Origin of the sequence: Adlercreutzia caecimuris B7 (assembly GCF_000403355.2) — a bacterium.
GTDB lineage: Bacteria > Actinomycetota > Coriobacteriia > Coriobacteriales > Eggerthellaceae > Adlercreutzia > Adlercreutzia caecimuris.
This window is the reverse complement of sequence record NZ_KE159646.1, coordinates 1978894-1993938: the sequence shown is the minus strand read 5'-3', so window position 1 is coordinate 1993938 and position 15045 is coordinate 1978894. Positions and strand designations below refer to the sequence as shown.

The window sequence follows — 15045 nt, the reverse complement described above, 5'->3', positions numbered from 1 at the left end:
CATCGATTTGGTCTTGAGATACGCGATCATCTCGGTCGCCTTCCAGCTCGCTTGCGCCTGGGTGCACACCTTCCAGTCGCCCTGGCCCCTGGTCGACGCCTTCGAGCTTGCGCCAACCGCAGAGGAGCAGCTGTTCAAGTCGCTGGGCATTCGCTTCGACCCCTCAACGATTGGTTTGTATCAAGTTATGACGTCTCATTTCGCGGCCTCTTTAATCGCGGCGGCAAATGCCTTTGGGTCGTCAACGCTCACACCGACGGCGCGCACGTGCTTCGTGCCCAGAAGTGTCCGAACTTCAACGGGGCTCCGCATCGCCAACCACACATTCGGACGATAGAACGCGCCGTAGTTGAGCCTGTCCGATTCCTCAACATGCCCGATTTCGTTATCCGAAAGCGCGACCATCTCGATATGAGAGACGGGGATGACGGTCTCCATCTGAATGCCGCATTCCAGACGCGCCGAGCCTTCCCCAACCGCAATAGGGCGCAGTATGCGAGCGCGCGCGTCGCCCACGAGCCAAATAGCCGCATAGACGGAAAGCGCCGTAACGACGATAGCGGCTGGAACGCTCCACTGTGACACCAGGAGGTGTACCGCGACGATCTCCACGGGGAACGCGAGCGCGAGTCCGAGCATCATGTTCATGTAGCCGCCGGCGTTATGGTAGCTGAACGCCCGCTCGCCTGGCAGCACGTAGGGCTTCTTTCGCCACGAAAGCAGCGCGTAGTACCAAACGCCCAGCTCGGCCGCCGTCATGTTAGCGGCGACGTCTTTGCGGACGAGGTAGAGCATGGTCTCCCTGAACCAGACCATGGGATCGGAGCTCTCCGTTTTGGCAGCCTTGAAGGTGCGAGTGATTTTCAGGCATTCCCTCACGGCGACGGCGAGCTCCACGGGAATCAGCGCGGAGAGCAGGGCCGGTAGGATGCCTGCGTTTGGCGATCCGAGTGCGAGCACGCTCAGCGCATAGCCGATCCAAATAACGGGAACGACCGAGAGCAGCGTGAGCCTTCTCGGCCTAACCACAAGAAGATAGAAGCCAAGTGGTATCCCCACCATGAAATCAAGTGGCAGGGCGATGCCCTCGATGTGGCTCGGTATGCATGGAGCGGAGGCGACACCATAAGCGTAGAGGGCCACACACAGCGCGCAGAAGGCGATCAAGCTTACTCGTCGGCTTCTGGCTACGCCCATCTTCCTCCCCTTCCGAACAGATTAGACTCCTTCAAGTATAACCATCGCGCAAGGATATGCCCTTTGGGGCGCGATGCCTAGGGTTTCTTCTGCATGCTTTGCAATGTTAAGCTATGCTGCCGGTTCGGGCGTGATGCGTGGTCGCGCCCAGCCAATACTCGCACGGGATATGAGAGGACGCGCCTTCTCCTGCCCGGTAACCTGGATGCGAAAGGAGGCGTGGATGAGCCAGCTTGAGAACTTGAACCGAGCCATGGGCTACGTTGAGGAGCACCTGGACGGGACGCTCGACCTGAAGGAGCTCTCCCGCATCGCCGGATGCTCCCAGTACCAGCTCCAGCGGATGTTCCCCTACCTGGCGGGCGTGACGCTTTCGGAGTACGTCAGGCGCCGGGCGATGACGAGCGCCGCATACGACCTTGCGTCAACCGATGCGAAGGTGATAGACGTGGCCCTGAGGTACGGGTACGACTCTCCGACGTCGTTCAGCAGGGCGTTTCGAAGCGTGCACGGCGCGTCGCCGAGTGAGGCGCGCCTGCCCGGCACTACGCTCAAGCTCCACCCACGCCTCGCGTTCACGCTATCCGTGAAGGGAGAAGAGGCAATGGACTACAAGATCATCGAGCAGCCGTCTTTCCGCGTGGTCGGGATACCGTCCGATAACGGGACATGGGACGTCGAGAGCGCCGGGGCGAAGGCCACCGAGTACTGGGCTAAGATCGGGGCGGACGTCCACAAGGTGCTGAGCCTGATGGACGGCAGCGAGCCTGCGGGCCTGTTGGGCGTCCAGTTCTGCGACGACGGCGAGTTCGACTGCTACATGGCCTGCGTGGCCACAGGCCAACCGTGCCCCGAGGGCATGGGGGAGCGCGTCGTCGAGGCGGCCACCTACGCGGTCTTCGAGTGCGTCGGGCCGATGCCCGATGCCATGAACGAGCTGTGGCATCGCATCCTCGCCGAGTGGCTGCCGGCCTCTGGGTACCAGTGGGCCTCGGGCACCGACGTCGAGAGGTACTTCACGCCGGCCATGACCGCACCGGACAGCAAAAGCGAGGTCTGGCTTCCCGTGGTCAAGGCCTAAGGCCCCTGGCCGCGTTCGCCGACGGCGAGCTGATAGTCAGCAGCAACCATCACGTAAGGAGCGAGGAGTCCCATGCCGTTCGACTACAAGAAAGAGTACAAGGACATCTATCAGCCGTCGAAGAAGCCGGCTCTCATAGAGATGCCGCCGATCAACTATGTGGCGGTGCGCGGTAAAGGGGATCCGAACGAAGAAGACGGCGAATACCAGCGTGCCCTCCAGATGCTCTACGGCATCTCCTTCACCATCAAGATGTCACCCAAGTCGGGTTACGACATCGAGGGGTATGCGCCCTACGTCGTTCCGCCGCTGGAAGGCTTCTGGACTTTTCCGGAGCCCATCGAGCAGCTGGACCCGAAGCGCAAAGCCGAACTTGAGTGGATAAGCTGCATCCGGCTGCCCGAGTTCGTAACGCCCGCCGTGTTCGACTGGGCAGTGCAGGAGGCCACGCGCAAGAAAAAAACTGACTTCTCGAAGGTGGAAATGATCACGGTGGGCGAGGGGCTCTGCGTACAGTGCATGCACATTGGGTCCTACGACGACGAGCCTGCGACGATCGACGCGCTGAAAAGCTATGCCGAGTCGGAGGGCCTGCGGTTCGACCAAAGTGAGAAGCGCCTCCACCACGAGATCTACCTCTCGGATCCGCGACGGGTTGTCCCCGAGCGCCTGAAAACGGTTCTCCGCATTCCCGTGAGGCCCGCCTAGGGCAAGCGTGCCGTAAGCCGCATATCTAGCTAGAAGCGAAGGCCTGCCATGAGCGAGTCGGCAGGCCTTGCTATTTAAGCGTTTTCAATTCTCCTAAAAATCGGACTAATGCGACTATTGTTCTGGTCTGTAATACGCGGTAACCTCGAAGCACGTTTTGCGCGAAACATCTAGGGACAATCGCATATGAAGGAGAAGGCATGGCTGAAAGAAAGCTGGCTTCGGTTCAATACGTCCACGATGTCGCGCCGATTGAGGGAGCCGATCGCAGTATGACATCGCGGCGCCCGTTTACAGCCAGATCGCTCAAGGCCCGCTTTCCATGAAGGTCATTAGCAACGACTACTTATTGCGAGAGAAATAGGGGTGACTATGGGAAAAACGTTGGTGGTAGGTGACCTGCACTGCAAGATGTCGTTGGTGCTGCCGCGGGTGACAGATACGGCACTGAGCCATTGCTGCGACTCCATTGTGCTGTCAGGCGACCTGTGCGACGACTGGGGCGTGGACGGCCGAGCCATGGTGCGGCAGCTGGAATATGCAGCGGAATGGAAGGCGAAGGCAGAGGCCTTGAAGTTACGGGTGACCGTGCTCATGGGGAACCATGATGCGGCCTATCTGGGGCTTGCGAGCTATGGTTTCACCAACGAAGACGTGCGCGAAGAAGTTGCAGCGCTGCTTTCCGATGGGCTGGGTGTAAGGGTGGCCGCAGTCGTAGGTGGCCGTTTGGTAACCCATGCGGGTCTTACAGGTGCGTGGGCGCACCGCGCCGGCATTGAGGAAGGCACAGAGGCGGGGGACGTTGCCGCGCACTTGAACGACATGTATGTCGATCGGGCGCAGTGGCGATCGCTTATTTCCTGCGGCCCGGCACGCCACGGTTGGGGCTTGCCGGGGCCGTTGTGGGCTGATCGACGCGAGTTGCTGTGCGATCCGTTCCCTGGCCTATCTCAGATTGTAGGGCATACGCCAATCGAGACAGCATCGAGCTACGAGGCTGAATCAGGCGAGAGTTTCTGGTTCCTCGATACCATGAGCCTGTATCGCAGCGGTCGGCCTATCGGTGATGCGACGGCGTTGGTGGTGGGGCATGGAGAGACGGAGGTTGTGCCGCTGTTTGATGAGTGGGAAAGTGCGGTGATGGATTTCTGCGAAAGGTGACGAATCGGTTGGCTGCTTCAACCGGCGGAATTAGCACAAACATACACATGAACCGAGTTAGTGTGTATGTTTGTGCTATCATCTGCACTATGAAAGACGTAGTGCTCACATACGAAAGCGCCCTGGAGAAAGCCGGGTCGAGGGGCGCGCTCGAGACCAAAGTCAGAAGCGGAGGGCTCTTCAAGATCGGCCGTGGAATCTACTCCTCAAGCGAGCACCCCGATCCTCTTGTCGTTGCCCATGTTCTCTATCCGGACGCAGTCATCACGATGGACAGCGCGCTTGCATCGTACGGACTGACTGATGTCCCTCCCGACAAGGTGCACCTTGCAACCGCTCGTGACGCAACGAGGATTTCTCGCCCGGGCTATCGCCAGTACTTCATGGAGCGAGAGCTCCTCGATCCAGGGGCGGTCGAGAGGGACATCGGGCACGGCATCATCCGCATATACGATCGGGAGCGCCTGCTCGTTGAGGTGATGCGCCGCCAAGCGACGCTTCCACTCGACTACTACAGAGAGATCATAGCCTCTTACAGGCGCATATCCGAAGACTTGGATATCAGGCTCGTGGAGGACTACATGGCACTGTTCAAGAGGCAGGACGCGATGTTCGGCATACTGCAAAGGGAGGTGCTCTAGGTGGAAGACCTCGCAAGGATCAGGGACTCCTACATAAACGACGGCCTGAGCTACGCGCAGGCGGAGGCCAGATGCGCTCAAGATGCGATGCTTGACCTTATCACCAAGTCGACGCTCGTCGACAACATCACCATCAAGGGCGGCGTGCTCATGCAGCACGTCTCCAAGGACGCGCGCCGCGCCACGACGGACTTCGATCTCGACTTCGTACGCTATCCGATAGCAGATACCTCAATTAAGAAGTTCATCAAAACCCTCGACACAGGGGGCTCTGCCTTCTCCGTCAAGCTCACTGGGAGCATCGAGGAGCTCAAGCACCAAGACTACAGCGGGAAGCGTATTCACGTGATCATATCGGACGACCTGGGCAACTCCATCGAAAGATATCTACTACCTGCTCGCCGTCAAGGGCGTAGACCCAGAAAAGCTTGGCGATGCCCTAGACGCCCTCGTGCTCAACGACGCTTCCATGCGCGAGCGAAGCTATAGCGACATCGCAAGCAGGCTTCGAAGTGTGTTCTCTAATCGAAGGTTCGCAAGTCAACTCTCAAGAGCCAAGAACGACTGGCTTGAAGTCTCGCCAGGGAAGGCGACTTCAGCAATCGTGAAGTACTTCTCCGAATAACTCGTAGGTCTGCGAACGAATGCATACATGGCTCAAGGGCTCGGGGCCCAATCAGAACATCATCACGAGCAAGCCACACGCGACCGCTCGCTAGCGATAGCAATGGCTATTTGCTGTTGATGAATCGCCCTTTCTGCTATCCAGTATTCCAGTAGGTTCCTTTGGGCGGATTTGTGCAACTATCCACAATGGCGAACAATTGAAGCAGCAAGACGTGACATATTGCATCTCCAGCATGCAAGCAATGGCTTGGTGGAGCAACGTCAAGCCATTGCTTTGTCTCGATTCAAAATGAGTCAACCCCGATAAAACGCGTTAGAAAAGCACGCTTCTGAACTGGCGTTTTACTCCCACTCCACCGTGCCGACAGGTTTGGGGGTGAGGTCGTAGGCCACGCGGCAGATGCCGGGGACCTCGTGGGTGATGCGGTCGGTCATGCGCTTCAGCAGCGCCCAGTCCAGCTCCGGCACCTCGGCGGTCATCACGTCCACGGTGTTGATGGCGCGGATGATGGCCGGCCACTCGTAGGCGCGCACGCCGTCGCGCACGCCGGTGGCGCGCACGTCGGGTACCACGGCGAAGTACTGCCAAGCGCCCACGTTCGCCGCCTCCATCTCCTCGCGCACGATGGCGTCGGCCTCGCGCAGGGCCTCCAGGCGGTCGCGGGTGATGGCGCCCAGGCAGCGCACCCCCAGGCCCGGGCCGGGGAAGGGCTGGCGCTCCACCATGGACTCGGGCAGGCCCAGCTCTCGGCCGACCACGCGCACCTCGTCCTTGAACAGCAGCTTCACGGGCTCCACCAGCTCGAACTGCAGATCGTCCGGCAGGCCGCCCACGTTGTGGTGGGCCTTCACGCCGTCCTGGGATTCCAGAATGTCGGGCCAGATGGTGCCCTGGGCGAGGAAATCAACCTCGTCGCCCACCTTGCGGGCCTCTTCCTCGAACACGCGGATGAACTCGCCGCCGATGATCTTGCGCTTGGTCTCCGGCTCGTCCACGTCGGCCAGCAAATCCAGGAAGCGGTCGGTGGCGTCCACGTACACCAGATTCGCGTCCATCTGGTTCTGGAACACGTCGATGACCTGCTCCGACTCGCCCTTGCGCATAAGGCCGTGGTTCACGTGCACGCACACGAGGTTCTTCCCGATGGCCTTGATCAGCAGCGCCGCCACCACGCTGGAGTCCACGCCGCCGGACAGGGCCAGCAGCACCTTCTTGTCGCCGACCTGCTCTCGAATGGCGGCCACCTGCTCGTCGATAAAGGCTTGGGCCAGCTCGGGCGTGGTGATGCGCTCCATGTCGTCGGGGCGAACGTTCTCATCCATGGGGACCTCCTCGGGGGTCTGCGTCGGCTTTTCCGTTGGGGGAATTATAGCAGGGCCGCAACAAGGGGTTTACAGGGCGGGGAAGTGATCGGCGTGCGCCGCGGGGGCCTTCCATAATGGTGAGCGGGAAGGTCGCGCATGGCGCCCCCTGCGGCAGTGAGCGGAAAGCAGCCGCAGTCGGTAGCGGACGGGGCTGCGCCCAGGCTGCCGCAGATATCCCGCACGGCCGCGAACGGAAGGCGACTGCGGCCGGTGGCGGGCTGCGCCTACGTCCCAAGGCGAAAGGAGGCATGGTGGAAATACTCGAGCTGGCTCTCGTCGTGCTGGCCTGCGTTATCGGGTCGGCGGTTCTGTGCCAGGTGGTGCCCCGCCTCTCGCTTCCGCTCGTGCAGATTGCCGTGGGCTGCGCGGTGGCGCTTCTCGTGCCGGCCATCCACGACGTGCACGTCTCCTCCGAGCTGTTCCTCGTGCTGTTCATCGCGCCGCTTCTGTTCAACGAGGCGCGCAACACCGAGCCCCGGGAGCTGTGGGAGAACAAGGGCGCCATTCTGTCGCTGGCCGTGGGGCTCGTGCTGCTTACCGTTCTCGCGGTGGGCTTCGCGCTGAACTGGTTCGTGCCCTCCATTCCGCTTGCTGCCGCCTTCGCGTGCGCCGCGGCCCTCGCTCCCACCGACGCGGCGGCCGTGGGCGCCCTCGCCTCGTCGGTCAGCCTGAAGAAGCGCCAGTCGACGTTGCTGTCCGGCGAATCGCTCATCAACGACGCCTCGGGTGTGGTGGCCTTCCAGTTCGCCAGCGCGGCGGCGCTCACGGGTGCATTCTCGGCGATCGACGCCGGGGCGGAGTTCGCGCGACTGTTCTTCGGCGGCATCGCGGTGGGAGCAGCCTTGGGCTTTGCCGGCCGCACCGCGGCGCGGCTGCTGCGCCGGGGCGGCTACGAGAGCACCACCACCAATGTGCTCTACGAGGTGTTCTCGCCCTTCTTCGTGTTCCTCTTCGCCGAGTGGGCCTCCACGAGCGGCATCCTGGCTGTGGTGGCCGCCGGCCTCGTGATGGCCGAGCGCCAGCCGCGGCTCACCTCCTCGGCCGCCGCCCAGCGCCAGATCGTCTCCAACGGGTTCTGGCACATCATCGTGTTCCTCATCAACTCCGTCGTGTTCACGCTGCTCGGCATGGAGCTGCCCCAGGCTTTCACGCCGGCCATCGCCGACCGCTTCTCGCCGCTGTTTTTGCTCGGGGTGGTCGCCCTGGTCACGGTGCTCATCATGGGGTGTCGCTTTATCTGGGTGCTGGCGATGGAGGCCGTCCACCGCCTGGCCCTGCGCCGCCGGCGCGGCCGCAAGGGCGGCAAGCGGGCCCGGCGCGCCTCGAAGCTGGAAACGGTGGAGACCAACCAGCCCTCGCCCACGCCGCACCTGCGGCAGCGGCGACCCCACTGGCGCGAGCGGGTGGGCAGTCTGATGCGCAATGCCCTCGTGCTCACGGTGGGCGGTCCCAAGGGCGCGGTCACGCTCTCGATCATCTTCACGCTGCCCCTTGCCATGAACGACGGCACGACGCCCTTCCCCGAACGCGACCTCATCGTGTTCCTCACGGCGAGCGTCATCCTGTGCACCCTGCTTCTGGCCGACGGGCTGCTGCCGCGGCTGGCCCCGCGCGCCGCCGACAGCACAAGTGACGAGGAGCTGCGCCGGGCCACCATGCGGGTGCTCGAGGGCACCCTGCGCGAGCTGCAGGCCATGCTGGACGATGAGGCCGACTCCCGCTACGACCCGGCCCTGCGCCTGACCATCGCCCAGTACCGCATCCGGCTCATCCACGAGCGCGAGGCCTCAAGCGACGGCTGCGGCCGCAAGCTCGACGAGCTTTCCCAGACCGTGCGCGAGGTGCAGCAGAAGAGGGCCGACGAGCTGCAGGATGCCGCCGGCCTCAGCGTGAACGTCAGCACGCCCTACTACGCTGCCCTGCGCCGCATCCGCCGCTCCATCGGCTACGACGGCACCGACGTGAACGTGGGCTCGCGCTTCAGGAACCTGCGCGGACGGGCGGCCCTGCTGTGGCAGCGCACGAAGCCCGACGGCGTGGAAACCGATCAGGACGAGCGCGTCTACTACGACAGCTGCCTGTTCGCCATTCAGCTGGAGCACGCGGCCATCGACTACCTGCAAGACGTCATCGCCCAGGACGAGGACCGCAGGAAGTCGGCCGCCGTGCTGCTCGGGGAGCATCGCATGGCCCTCAACTCGCTGTGGAACCGCATCAACTACGGCCAGGGCGTGAAGCAGGCCGACCGGTCCGACCTGACGATGGGCCCCCACGCGGCGCTGCCCGAGGGCATGGAACCCCTCTTCGGGAAGCAGTTCGCCGAGGCCGCGCGCTACGCCGACGAGGTGGACGCCGACGCGCTCACCATCGAGCTCGACCAGATTCGCCATCTGCTGGAGCACGGCGAGATAGCACTGCCCGTTGCCAACGAGCTGCGCCAGCGCGTCTACGTGCTCCAGATGAGCCTGGGGGCCTAAGCCTCGTCGAGGGCACGCACCGAGCGCGGCAGGTACAGCACGAGGCCCAGCGCCAGGCACGCCAGGCCGTCGACGAGGAAGAACGGCGCAATGCCGATCTGCTCGGCCAGCACGCCGCCGATGGCCACGCCGATGGGAGTGGCCAGGCCCATGGCGGCCGTGAGCAGGCCCATGGCGCGGCCCATCTTCTCGTCGGGCACGTGGCGCTGAGTGAGCGTGAGCAGCGGCCCGTTGAACCAGGCGCAAGCCACGGCCATGGTGCCCATCATCAGCACGAACACGGGGAAGCCGTCGGGCGGCAAAAGCCCGCAGACCGCGGTGCACGCACCCACGATGACTGCGGCCACAGCGATGAGCCCTGCCAGGCGCCGGCCGCCGCCCCAGGCCATGAGGATCCCTGATCCTACGAGCATACCCACGCCGAAGGCGGCTTCACCGATGGAGGCGTCGTAGCCGTTGCCGCCGAAGTGGTTGTAGGTCATCAAGGGACACATGGCCGACAGCGGGCCGAAGATCATCATGCCCACAGTCACGCCGCCGATGAGCAGCAGAAGCCCGCGGGTCTTCGCAACGGCGCGCCAGCCCTCGCGCAGGTTCGCCAGCACGTGCTGACGCTCGGCCGACGGGTCTATGACGGTGGGCACCTTCGCCAGCAGAAGCCCCGCCACGGCGATGCAGGCGCCGGCGAAATCGAGGAACATCACCGATGAGAAGCCGAGGGTGGTGTACAGGAAGATGCCGAAGGCCGGCGCCCCGATGGAGGCGACGGCGGCCAGTAGCTGATCCAAGGTGTTGATGCGCAGCAGGTGCTTGTCGGGCACGAGCATGGGCATGGCAGCCATCATGGCCGGCGTGTGGAAGGCCTGGCCTACCGCGCGGGCCACGCACACGGCCAGAAGCAGCGGGATAGACACGTCTCCGGCCAGGATGAGCAGACCCGCTGTGAGCGAGATTACGCCCACGGCCCCGTCGGCGGCGATCATGATGAGCTTGCGGTTGTGCTTGTCGGCTACGATGCCGCCGAAGGGCGAGAGCAGGCCGATGGGCAGCATGGCAGCGATGTTCATGAAGGCCAGCACGAGCGCGCTGCCGGTGGATTCGGTCACGTACCACACCACCGCGTAGCCGGCGGCGAAGCTGGTGATCATGGAGGCGGCCTGCCCGGCCCAGATAAATGCGATAATGGCCAGCCAGTTCTTAGCCAAGGGGAGGCCGGCCGCGCTTAAGGGCGCGTCGGAGGCAGAAGGGGGCTGGGGGACGGTGCGGGGGTTCTCGGCCATGGGGAATCTCCTTCGAGGTATAGCTGGGGCGACTGCTCGCGCGGAGCATCGCGACGAGTGCTGCCCAGTGTGAGGTTGCGGATGCGGTTGCGCTATCGCATCCAGGTTGCATATGCGCGCGCAACGAAAAGTTGCCCTGACGGCAACGAGCGCTTTCGGCCCGGGGCGTGCCCGGCCGACAGCAAAGCGCCTATGTTAGAGCAGAAGCATCCCGGCCATCAAAACACCTTACCTCGGTCGATTCCAAGTTCGCCCAGTGTAGGAAACGGGTCGGATGCTGTCAAGCATGCGCTTGGGAAAGCACTGATGACGAGGACGACAATCGCTATACTGGTGTGGCAGTGACGAAGGGGGCATGAGTATGGTTCAGCTTACGCGGGAAAATTTCGATGAGGAGGTTACGGAGGCTGTGGGGCGTGTGCTCGTGGACTTCTGGGGCCCGGGGTGCGGGCCCTGCCGCGTTATGGAGTCGGTGCTCGAGGCGGTGGCTGCCCGTCATCCCGAGGTGAAGGTGGCTCAACTAGACGTGGCGGAGCACCCCGATATCGCGTGGGCATTCCGCATTGTAAGCGTCCCGACGCTGCTGCTGTTTCGGGACGGCGTGCCTGTAGGGGAAATCGTGGGCGCCGTTCCCGCCTCACGAGTAGAGAAGCTCTTGGCTGCCGCGTAGGTTCGTTTTTGAGCGAATAATCCGCTGCTGACGTGCTATCATACATGGATTAACATGTTGGAATGCCTCCGCAGGGAGCGATCATCCACGATCAGTTGAGGAAGAGGGAACTCGCATGGTGTCCTTGAGCCGTATCTTTCGTCGGGGCGAAGCGTCCGGAACCGAAGCCGACAGCGTTCCGACGAACGCAGCCGCTCCTGCGAACGTCTCCGATGCCGCCGCAGATGCCTCTTCAGGTGCGGTATCGGCGTCGGCCGCAGGCCCCGCGGAAGCGTCCGATGTGCTCATGCTCGCTCGGGAGTTCCTCGGCAATTTCCCCGGCGGTATGTTTCGCTATCTTGCGGAGGGGCCAGACACCCTTGATTGCGTGAGCGCAGGAATGCTCTCTCTGTTCGGATGCGCCGACGCCGCCGCGTTCAGCGAGCTCACTGGAGACACCTTCACGGGGTTGGTGCACCCCGACGACCGGGAGCGGGTGTTGCGCGAGATTCGGGAGCAGGTAGCCGAGCGCAACGACGACCATGTGCGCTATCGCATCCTGCGCGCCGACGGCGAGGTGCGCTGGGTAGAGGACTGGGGGCATCTGGCCGCCGATGCCGAGGGCAGGCGCTGGTTCTACGTCACTCTCATGGACATCACCGATCAGGTGCGCGACGAGGGCGACCTGCGTCGTGCCAACGAGCGCCTGGAAATTCTCACAGCGCTTTCCAACGATGTGCTCTTCGATATTGAATGCGCCACGGGTGCGGCTCATGTGTACGGCGACTTCGAGGGGCGTTTCGGCCGCGCGCCGGAGCAGTCCGACTTCGTGGTGCACCGCCGTTGCCAGAAGCCCTGCAACTTGGACATCACTTCCTACGACCTCTCGCCGCTCATGGAGCAGATCGGCGAGAACTCCCTGGTCGACTTCGAGACCTCCACACCGGGTTCCGATGGAGAACCGGTGTGGTATCGCTACCAGTCGGTGGTGCTCTACGACGAGGAGGGCGGCCCGGTGCGTCATGTGGGCCGTTTGCTGGACACGAGCGAGGCTGCCCAGCGCGAGAGCCAGTTTCGCCGCAAAGCCGAGCGCGACGGCCTCACGGGGCTTTACAACCGCGCCGCCGCCCTCGACCGCATTGAGACGCTGCTCGCAAGCGAAGACCGCCCGTGTACGCTCATCGCCGTGGATGTGGACGATTTCAAGGGCGTGAACGACACCTACGGGCACTTGGCGGGCGATGCGGTGCTGAAGGAGCTGGCCGCGTTTCTCTCGCAGGTGATGCGCAAGGAGGATGTCGTGGCCCGTATGGGCGGCGATGAGTTCCTTATCTTCGCGCCTGGCTTGGCTGCTGGCCCCGCCACCGACCGCGTGCTCGAGCATTTGGCTCGTGGCCCGTTTGCCACCCAGCGTGCCACCGACGAGGCCGCCAAAGCCGCAGGATCCATGGCGGCCCACGCGACGCCCACCATCAGCATCGGCGCCGCCTGCTGTCTTACGCCCCCGATGCCCTTCGAGGAGCTGTACGCCGTGGCCGACAGCACGCTTTACCAGGCGAAAGAGGCCGGCAAGGCCCAGTACTGCCTGACGGTCATCGGCTAGGTATCGGCTAGCCCTTCTGCAGAAGCGGCCCCTCGCAGCGGGTGCGCGGACGTGTATCCGCGGTTGCCACCAGGTGGGCCAGTTCGTCGACGGAGCGCGGGAAATGACAGCGATCGAGGTCGCACTGATCGAAGAAGCGGTGATCGACCATGGATGCCAGGAAGGCGGCCAGGGGGTCGTAGAACCCGTCGATGTTCAGCAGGAAGCACTCATGGGGCCCCATATCCAGGCGCACGCGGGTGAAGATCTCCGTGATTTCTTCCAAGGTGCCCACGCCGCCGGGTAGCGCCACGAATGCGTCGCCCAGCTCGATCATCTTCGCTTTGCGCTCGCCCATGGTGTCGCACACGATAAGCTCGGTCAGGTCGTGCTGGGCCACGCCGGCCTCGATGAAGAATGCTGGCTCCACGCCGATAACGGGTGCACCGCCTTCGAGCGCAGCGCGAGATACGGCGCCCATGAGCCCCACGGAGCTGCCGCCGTAGACGAGCGTGTGCCCATTCTGGGCGATCCAGGTGCCCAGCGCGTGGGCGGCCTCGGTGAAGCGCGGGTTGTCGCCGGGGTTAGACCCGCAGTACACGGTGATGTTCATGACGCTCTCCTCGGTAGTGGGTTTCGGCTGATCGGAGAATCTAGAAGCATAGCACGACATTTTCGCAGCGGCAAACGGAGCGAGGGAGGCGGCCAAGCGACCCTCGGGCCAGTGCAAGTGGCGTGGCGTGCCGGCGTGCAGTGAGGGCTTCGGCCTCGCCGCCGCGGTGCCTTACGGCCCCCAATCACTTCCCTTACTTTGCTGTCACCTTTGCTGCGTGGCCAGCGCGATCGCGCTATGCTGGCTCTTGTCCGATACGAGAGAGAAGGAGCGGACCGGTGGGCGCCATCAAGCATTTCCTGGGAAACTACAGCGAGAATTTCGCCGCGGCGCTCATTCTGTGGCCGATGGCGTCTTTTGTTCTGACGCTGCCCATTCTGGCCTATCTCTACCACCGCGATGGACGTCTGCGCTTCGGCTCGTTCGCTGGCACCTACCTTACGGTGCTCTACGTGCTGGGCCTCGGATGCTTCACGCTGTACCCGCTGCCCTCTGGCGATGCGGGGCCGGGGATCACCTACGGTATTCCTCCGCAGTGGGCGCCGCTGAACTTTGTGAACGACATTGCGAAGGACGGCCTGCGGGCGGTGTTCCAGCTCGCCTTCAACGTGGTGTTCTTCGTGCCGCTCGGCTTCATCGCCGGACGCCTTTTGCGCCTGCGCTTCGCGTCGTCGGTGCTGATCGGACTTGCCGTCTCCGCATTCATTGAGACGGCCCAGCTCACTGGCTTATTCGGTGTTTATCCCTACGCTTATCGGTGCTGCGATGTGGACGATATTGCCGCCAATACGCTCGGCGCAGCGCTCGGATGGCTATGCTCTTGGCTTTTGGGGCGGGTGGTGCCGCCGGGCAAGCTCGCCGAGGCCGAACCGACCGATCGGCCGGGGTTTGTGCGCCGCTGTGTGGCGCTCTGGCTCGATCTGGTTATCGTGTGGCTCGCGGCCGTGGTGCCTTACGGCGTGGTGGCGCTGGGGCTGGAGGCGGTTGGCGCATCGGCCCTGCAGCTGCCCGGGCTCACAGCGGCTCAAACGGTAGACGCGGTCATGGGTGCCTGCGCTGTGGTGGCCTTCGTGCTCGTAGAGCTCATCATCCCCTGGACCCACGACGGCTCCACCCCGGGCGGCGCCTTCGTGCGCATGACCTTCGAGACGCACCCGCGCACTACGGGCTACCGTGCGCTGTTCTATCTCGTGCGCACGGCCACCCTAGTCGCAACTCTTTTCGTGTGGCCGTGGCTCGTGCTCCCGCTGCTTCTGTTCTACCTGGTGAAGCGAGAGATGCCCTACGACCTCATCCCCTGAGGCGGCCGCCTGGCCAAAAACGGCCATTTCTCGTAGTGTTGGAGATGCGACAAGGGAGATTGCGAAGGGCGCACCTGGGAATAGAGCGCGCTGGAGTCGGGCAAGCTTCGGACAATCTACGAGAAGCGGTTGTTTTTGGCCAATTCTCGCGAGGGAGGCTGTTTTGTGCAGTCGCTCAGCAGCTTGCGGGGTGTTTTGGCCCCTCGCGGAGGCGAAACGGGGCGGTAACGGAAGCCGTGCCATAATAGGCGAGGTCGGCTCGCGGAGCGGCCGCGCCGGCAGCCACGCAGCGCGCGTGGCGGGGCGCGCGGCGCACGGGGCGGGCGGACCTGCCTGTTCGCCGCGATGATGCGAGGTTTGCCA

13 protein-coding genes are annotated in these 15045 nt (G+C 63.4%); 9 read left to right on the top strand and 4 right to left on the bottom strand.

All coding sequences use genetic code 11. The features are described 5' to 3' along the window. Window positions 1-195 precede the first annotated feature (195 nt). Window positions 196-1197, bottom strand: coding sequence for a hypothetical protein (locus C811_RS12110; RefSeq protein ID WP_016309927.1), 1002 nt, complete (start codon window positions 1195-1197; stop codon window positions 196-198). A gap of 223 nt (window positions 1198-1420) precedes the next feature. On the opposite strand from C811_RS12110, the gene C811_RS12105 reads away from it, so the two are divergent. The 5 genes from C811_RS12105 (at window position 1421) to C811_RS0103760 (ending at window position 5277) form a co-directional block, all read left to right on the top strand. Beyond that, window positions 1421-2278, top strand: coding sequence for an AraC family transcriptional regulator (locus C811_RS12105; RefSeq protein ID WP_016309926.1), 858 nt, complete (start codon window positions 1421-1423; stop codon window positions 2276-2278). 72 nt (window positions 2279-2350) lie between these two features. Further along, complete coding sequence (locus tag C811_RS12100) at window positions 2351-2986, top strand: GyrI-like domain-containing protein (protein ID WP_016309925.1); 636 nt, start codon at window positions 2351-2353, stop codon at window positions 2984-2986. Between the two features lie 372 nt (window positions 2987-3358). Further along, the gene (locus tag C811_RS12095) at window positions 3359-4147 is read left to right on the top strand and encodes a metallophosphoesterase (protein ID WP_016309924.1); all 789 of its coding nucleotides are present in this window, start codon (window positions 3359-3361) and stop codon (window positions 4145-4147) included. An 89-nt stretch (window positions 4148-4236) separates the two neighbouring features. After that, complete coding sequence (locus C811_RS15940; protein ID WP_198010032.1) at window positions 4237-4788, top strand: type IV toxin-antitoxin system AbiEi family antitoxin domain-containing protein; 552 nt, start codon at window positions 4237-4239, stop codon at window positions 4786-4788. Beyond that, window positions 4789-5277: a hypothetical protein gene (locus C811_RS0103760; RefSeq protein WP_016309922.1), complete on the top strand. Its 489-nt coding sequence runs from the start codon at window positions 4789-4791 to the stop codon at window positions 5275-5277. Window positions 5278-5757: 480 nt separating this feature from the next. Here C811_RS0103760 and guaA read toward each other — a convergent pair whose 3' ends face one another. After that, window positions 5758-6738, bottom strand: a complete 981-nt coding sequence (gene guaA, locus C811_RS12085) for a glutamine-hydrolyzing GMP synthase (RefSeq protein WP_016309921.1) — start codon at window positions 6736-6738, stop codon at window positions 5758-5760. 290 nt (window positions 6739-7028) lie between these two features. On the opposite strand from guaA, the gene C811_RS12080 reads away from it, so the two are divergent. Next, window positions 7029-9257, top strand: a complete 2229-nt coding sequence (locus tag C811_RS12080) for a cation:proton antiporter (protein WP_022926583.1) — start codon at window positions 7029-7031, stop codon at window positions 9255-9257. Here C811_RS12080 and C811_RS12075 read toward each other — a convergent pair. Further along, window positions 9254-10537: an MFS transporter gene (locus C811_RS12075; RefSeq protein ID WP_016309919.1), complete on the bottom strand. Its 1284-nt coding sequence runs from the start codon at window positions 10535-10537 to the stop codon at window positions 9254-9256. The genes C811_RS12080 and C811_RS12075 overlap by 4 nt on opposite strands. Window positions 10538-10898: 361 nt before the next feature. Between C811_RS12075 and C811_RS12070 the strand changes: the two genes are divergently transcribed. Together C811_RS12070 and C811_RS12065 are read left to right on the top strand one after the other, a co-directional pair. Continuing rightward, entirely contained in the window at window positions 10899-11207 is a 309-nt protein-coding gene (locus tag C811_RS12070) for a thioredoxin family protein (RefSeq protein WP_016309918.1), read from the top strand. A 115-nt stretch (window positions 11208-11322) separates the two neighbouring features. Next, window positions 11323-12789, top strand: coding sequence for a sensor domain-containing diguanylate cyclase (locus tag C811_RS12065; protein WP_016309917.1), 1467 nt, complete (start codon window positions 11323-11325; stop codon window positions 12787-12789). A gap of 7 nt (window positions 12790-12796) precedes the next feature. Here the strand turns inward: C811_RS12065 and C811_RS12060 are convergent, their stop codons facing one another. Then, window positions 12797-13381 (bottom strand): LOG family protein, encoded by a 585-nt coding sequence (locus C811_RS12060; protein WP_016309916.1) that lies wholly within the window; start codon window positions 13379-13381, stop codon window positions 12797-12799. Between the two features lie 278 nt (window positions 13382-13659). On the opposite strand from C811_RS12060, the gene C811_RS12055 reads away from it, so the two are divergent. Next, window positions 13660-14682 (top strand): VanZ family protein, encoded by a 1023-nt coding sequence (locus C811_RS12055; RefSeq protein ID WP_016309915.1) that lies wholly within the window; start codon window positions 13660-13662, stop codon window positions 14680-14682. The last annotated feature ends 363 nt before the right edge of the window (window positions 14683-15045 follow it).

Bases quoted from the DNA above. Each gene is read 5' to 3' on its own strand.
- C811_RS12110 (WP_016309927.1), bottom strand. From the start codon at position 1,197: ATGGGCGTAGCCAGAAGCCGACGAGTAAGCTTGATCGCCTTCTGCGCG.
- C811_RS12105 (WP_016309926.1), top strand. From the start codon at position 1,421: ATGAGCCAGCTTGAGAACTTGAACCGAGCCATGGGCTACGTTGAGGAG.
- C811_RS12100 (WP_016309925.1), top strand. From the start codon at position 2,351: ATGCCGTTCGACTACAAGAAAGAGTACAAGGACATCTATCAGCCGTCG.
- C811_RS12095 (WP_016309924.1), top strand. From the start codon at position 3,359: ATGGGAAAAACGTTGGTGGTAGGTGACCTGCACTGCAAGATGTCGTTG.
- C811_RS15940 (WP_198010032.1), top strand. From the start codon at position 4,237: ATGAAAGACGTAGTGCTCACATACGAAAGCGCCCTGGAGAAAGCCGGG.
- guaA (WP_016309921.1), bottom strand. From the start codon at position 6,738: ATGGATGAGAACGTTCGCCCCGACGACATGGAGCGCATCACCACGCCC.
- C811_RS12080 (WP_022926583.1), top strand. From the start codon at position 7,029: ATGGTGGAAATACTCGAGCTGGCTCTCGTCGTGCTGGCCTGCGTTATC.
- C811_RS12075 (WP_016309919.1), bottom strand. From the start codon at position 10,537: ATGGCCGAGAACCCCCGCACCGTCCCCCAGCCCCCTTCTGCCTCCGAC.
- C811_RS12070 (WP_016309918.1), top strand. From the start codon at position 10,899: ATGGTTCAGCTTACGCGGGAAAATTTCGATGAGGAGGTTACGGAGGCT.
- C811_RS12065 (WP_016309917.1), top strand. From the start codon at position 11,323: ATGGTGTCCTTGAGCCGTATCTTTCGTCGGGGCGAAGCGTCCGGAACC.
- C811_RS12060 (WP_016309916.1), bottom strand. From the start codon at position 13,381: ATGAACATCACCGTGTACTGCGGGTCTAACCCCGGCGACAACCCGCGC.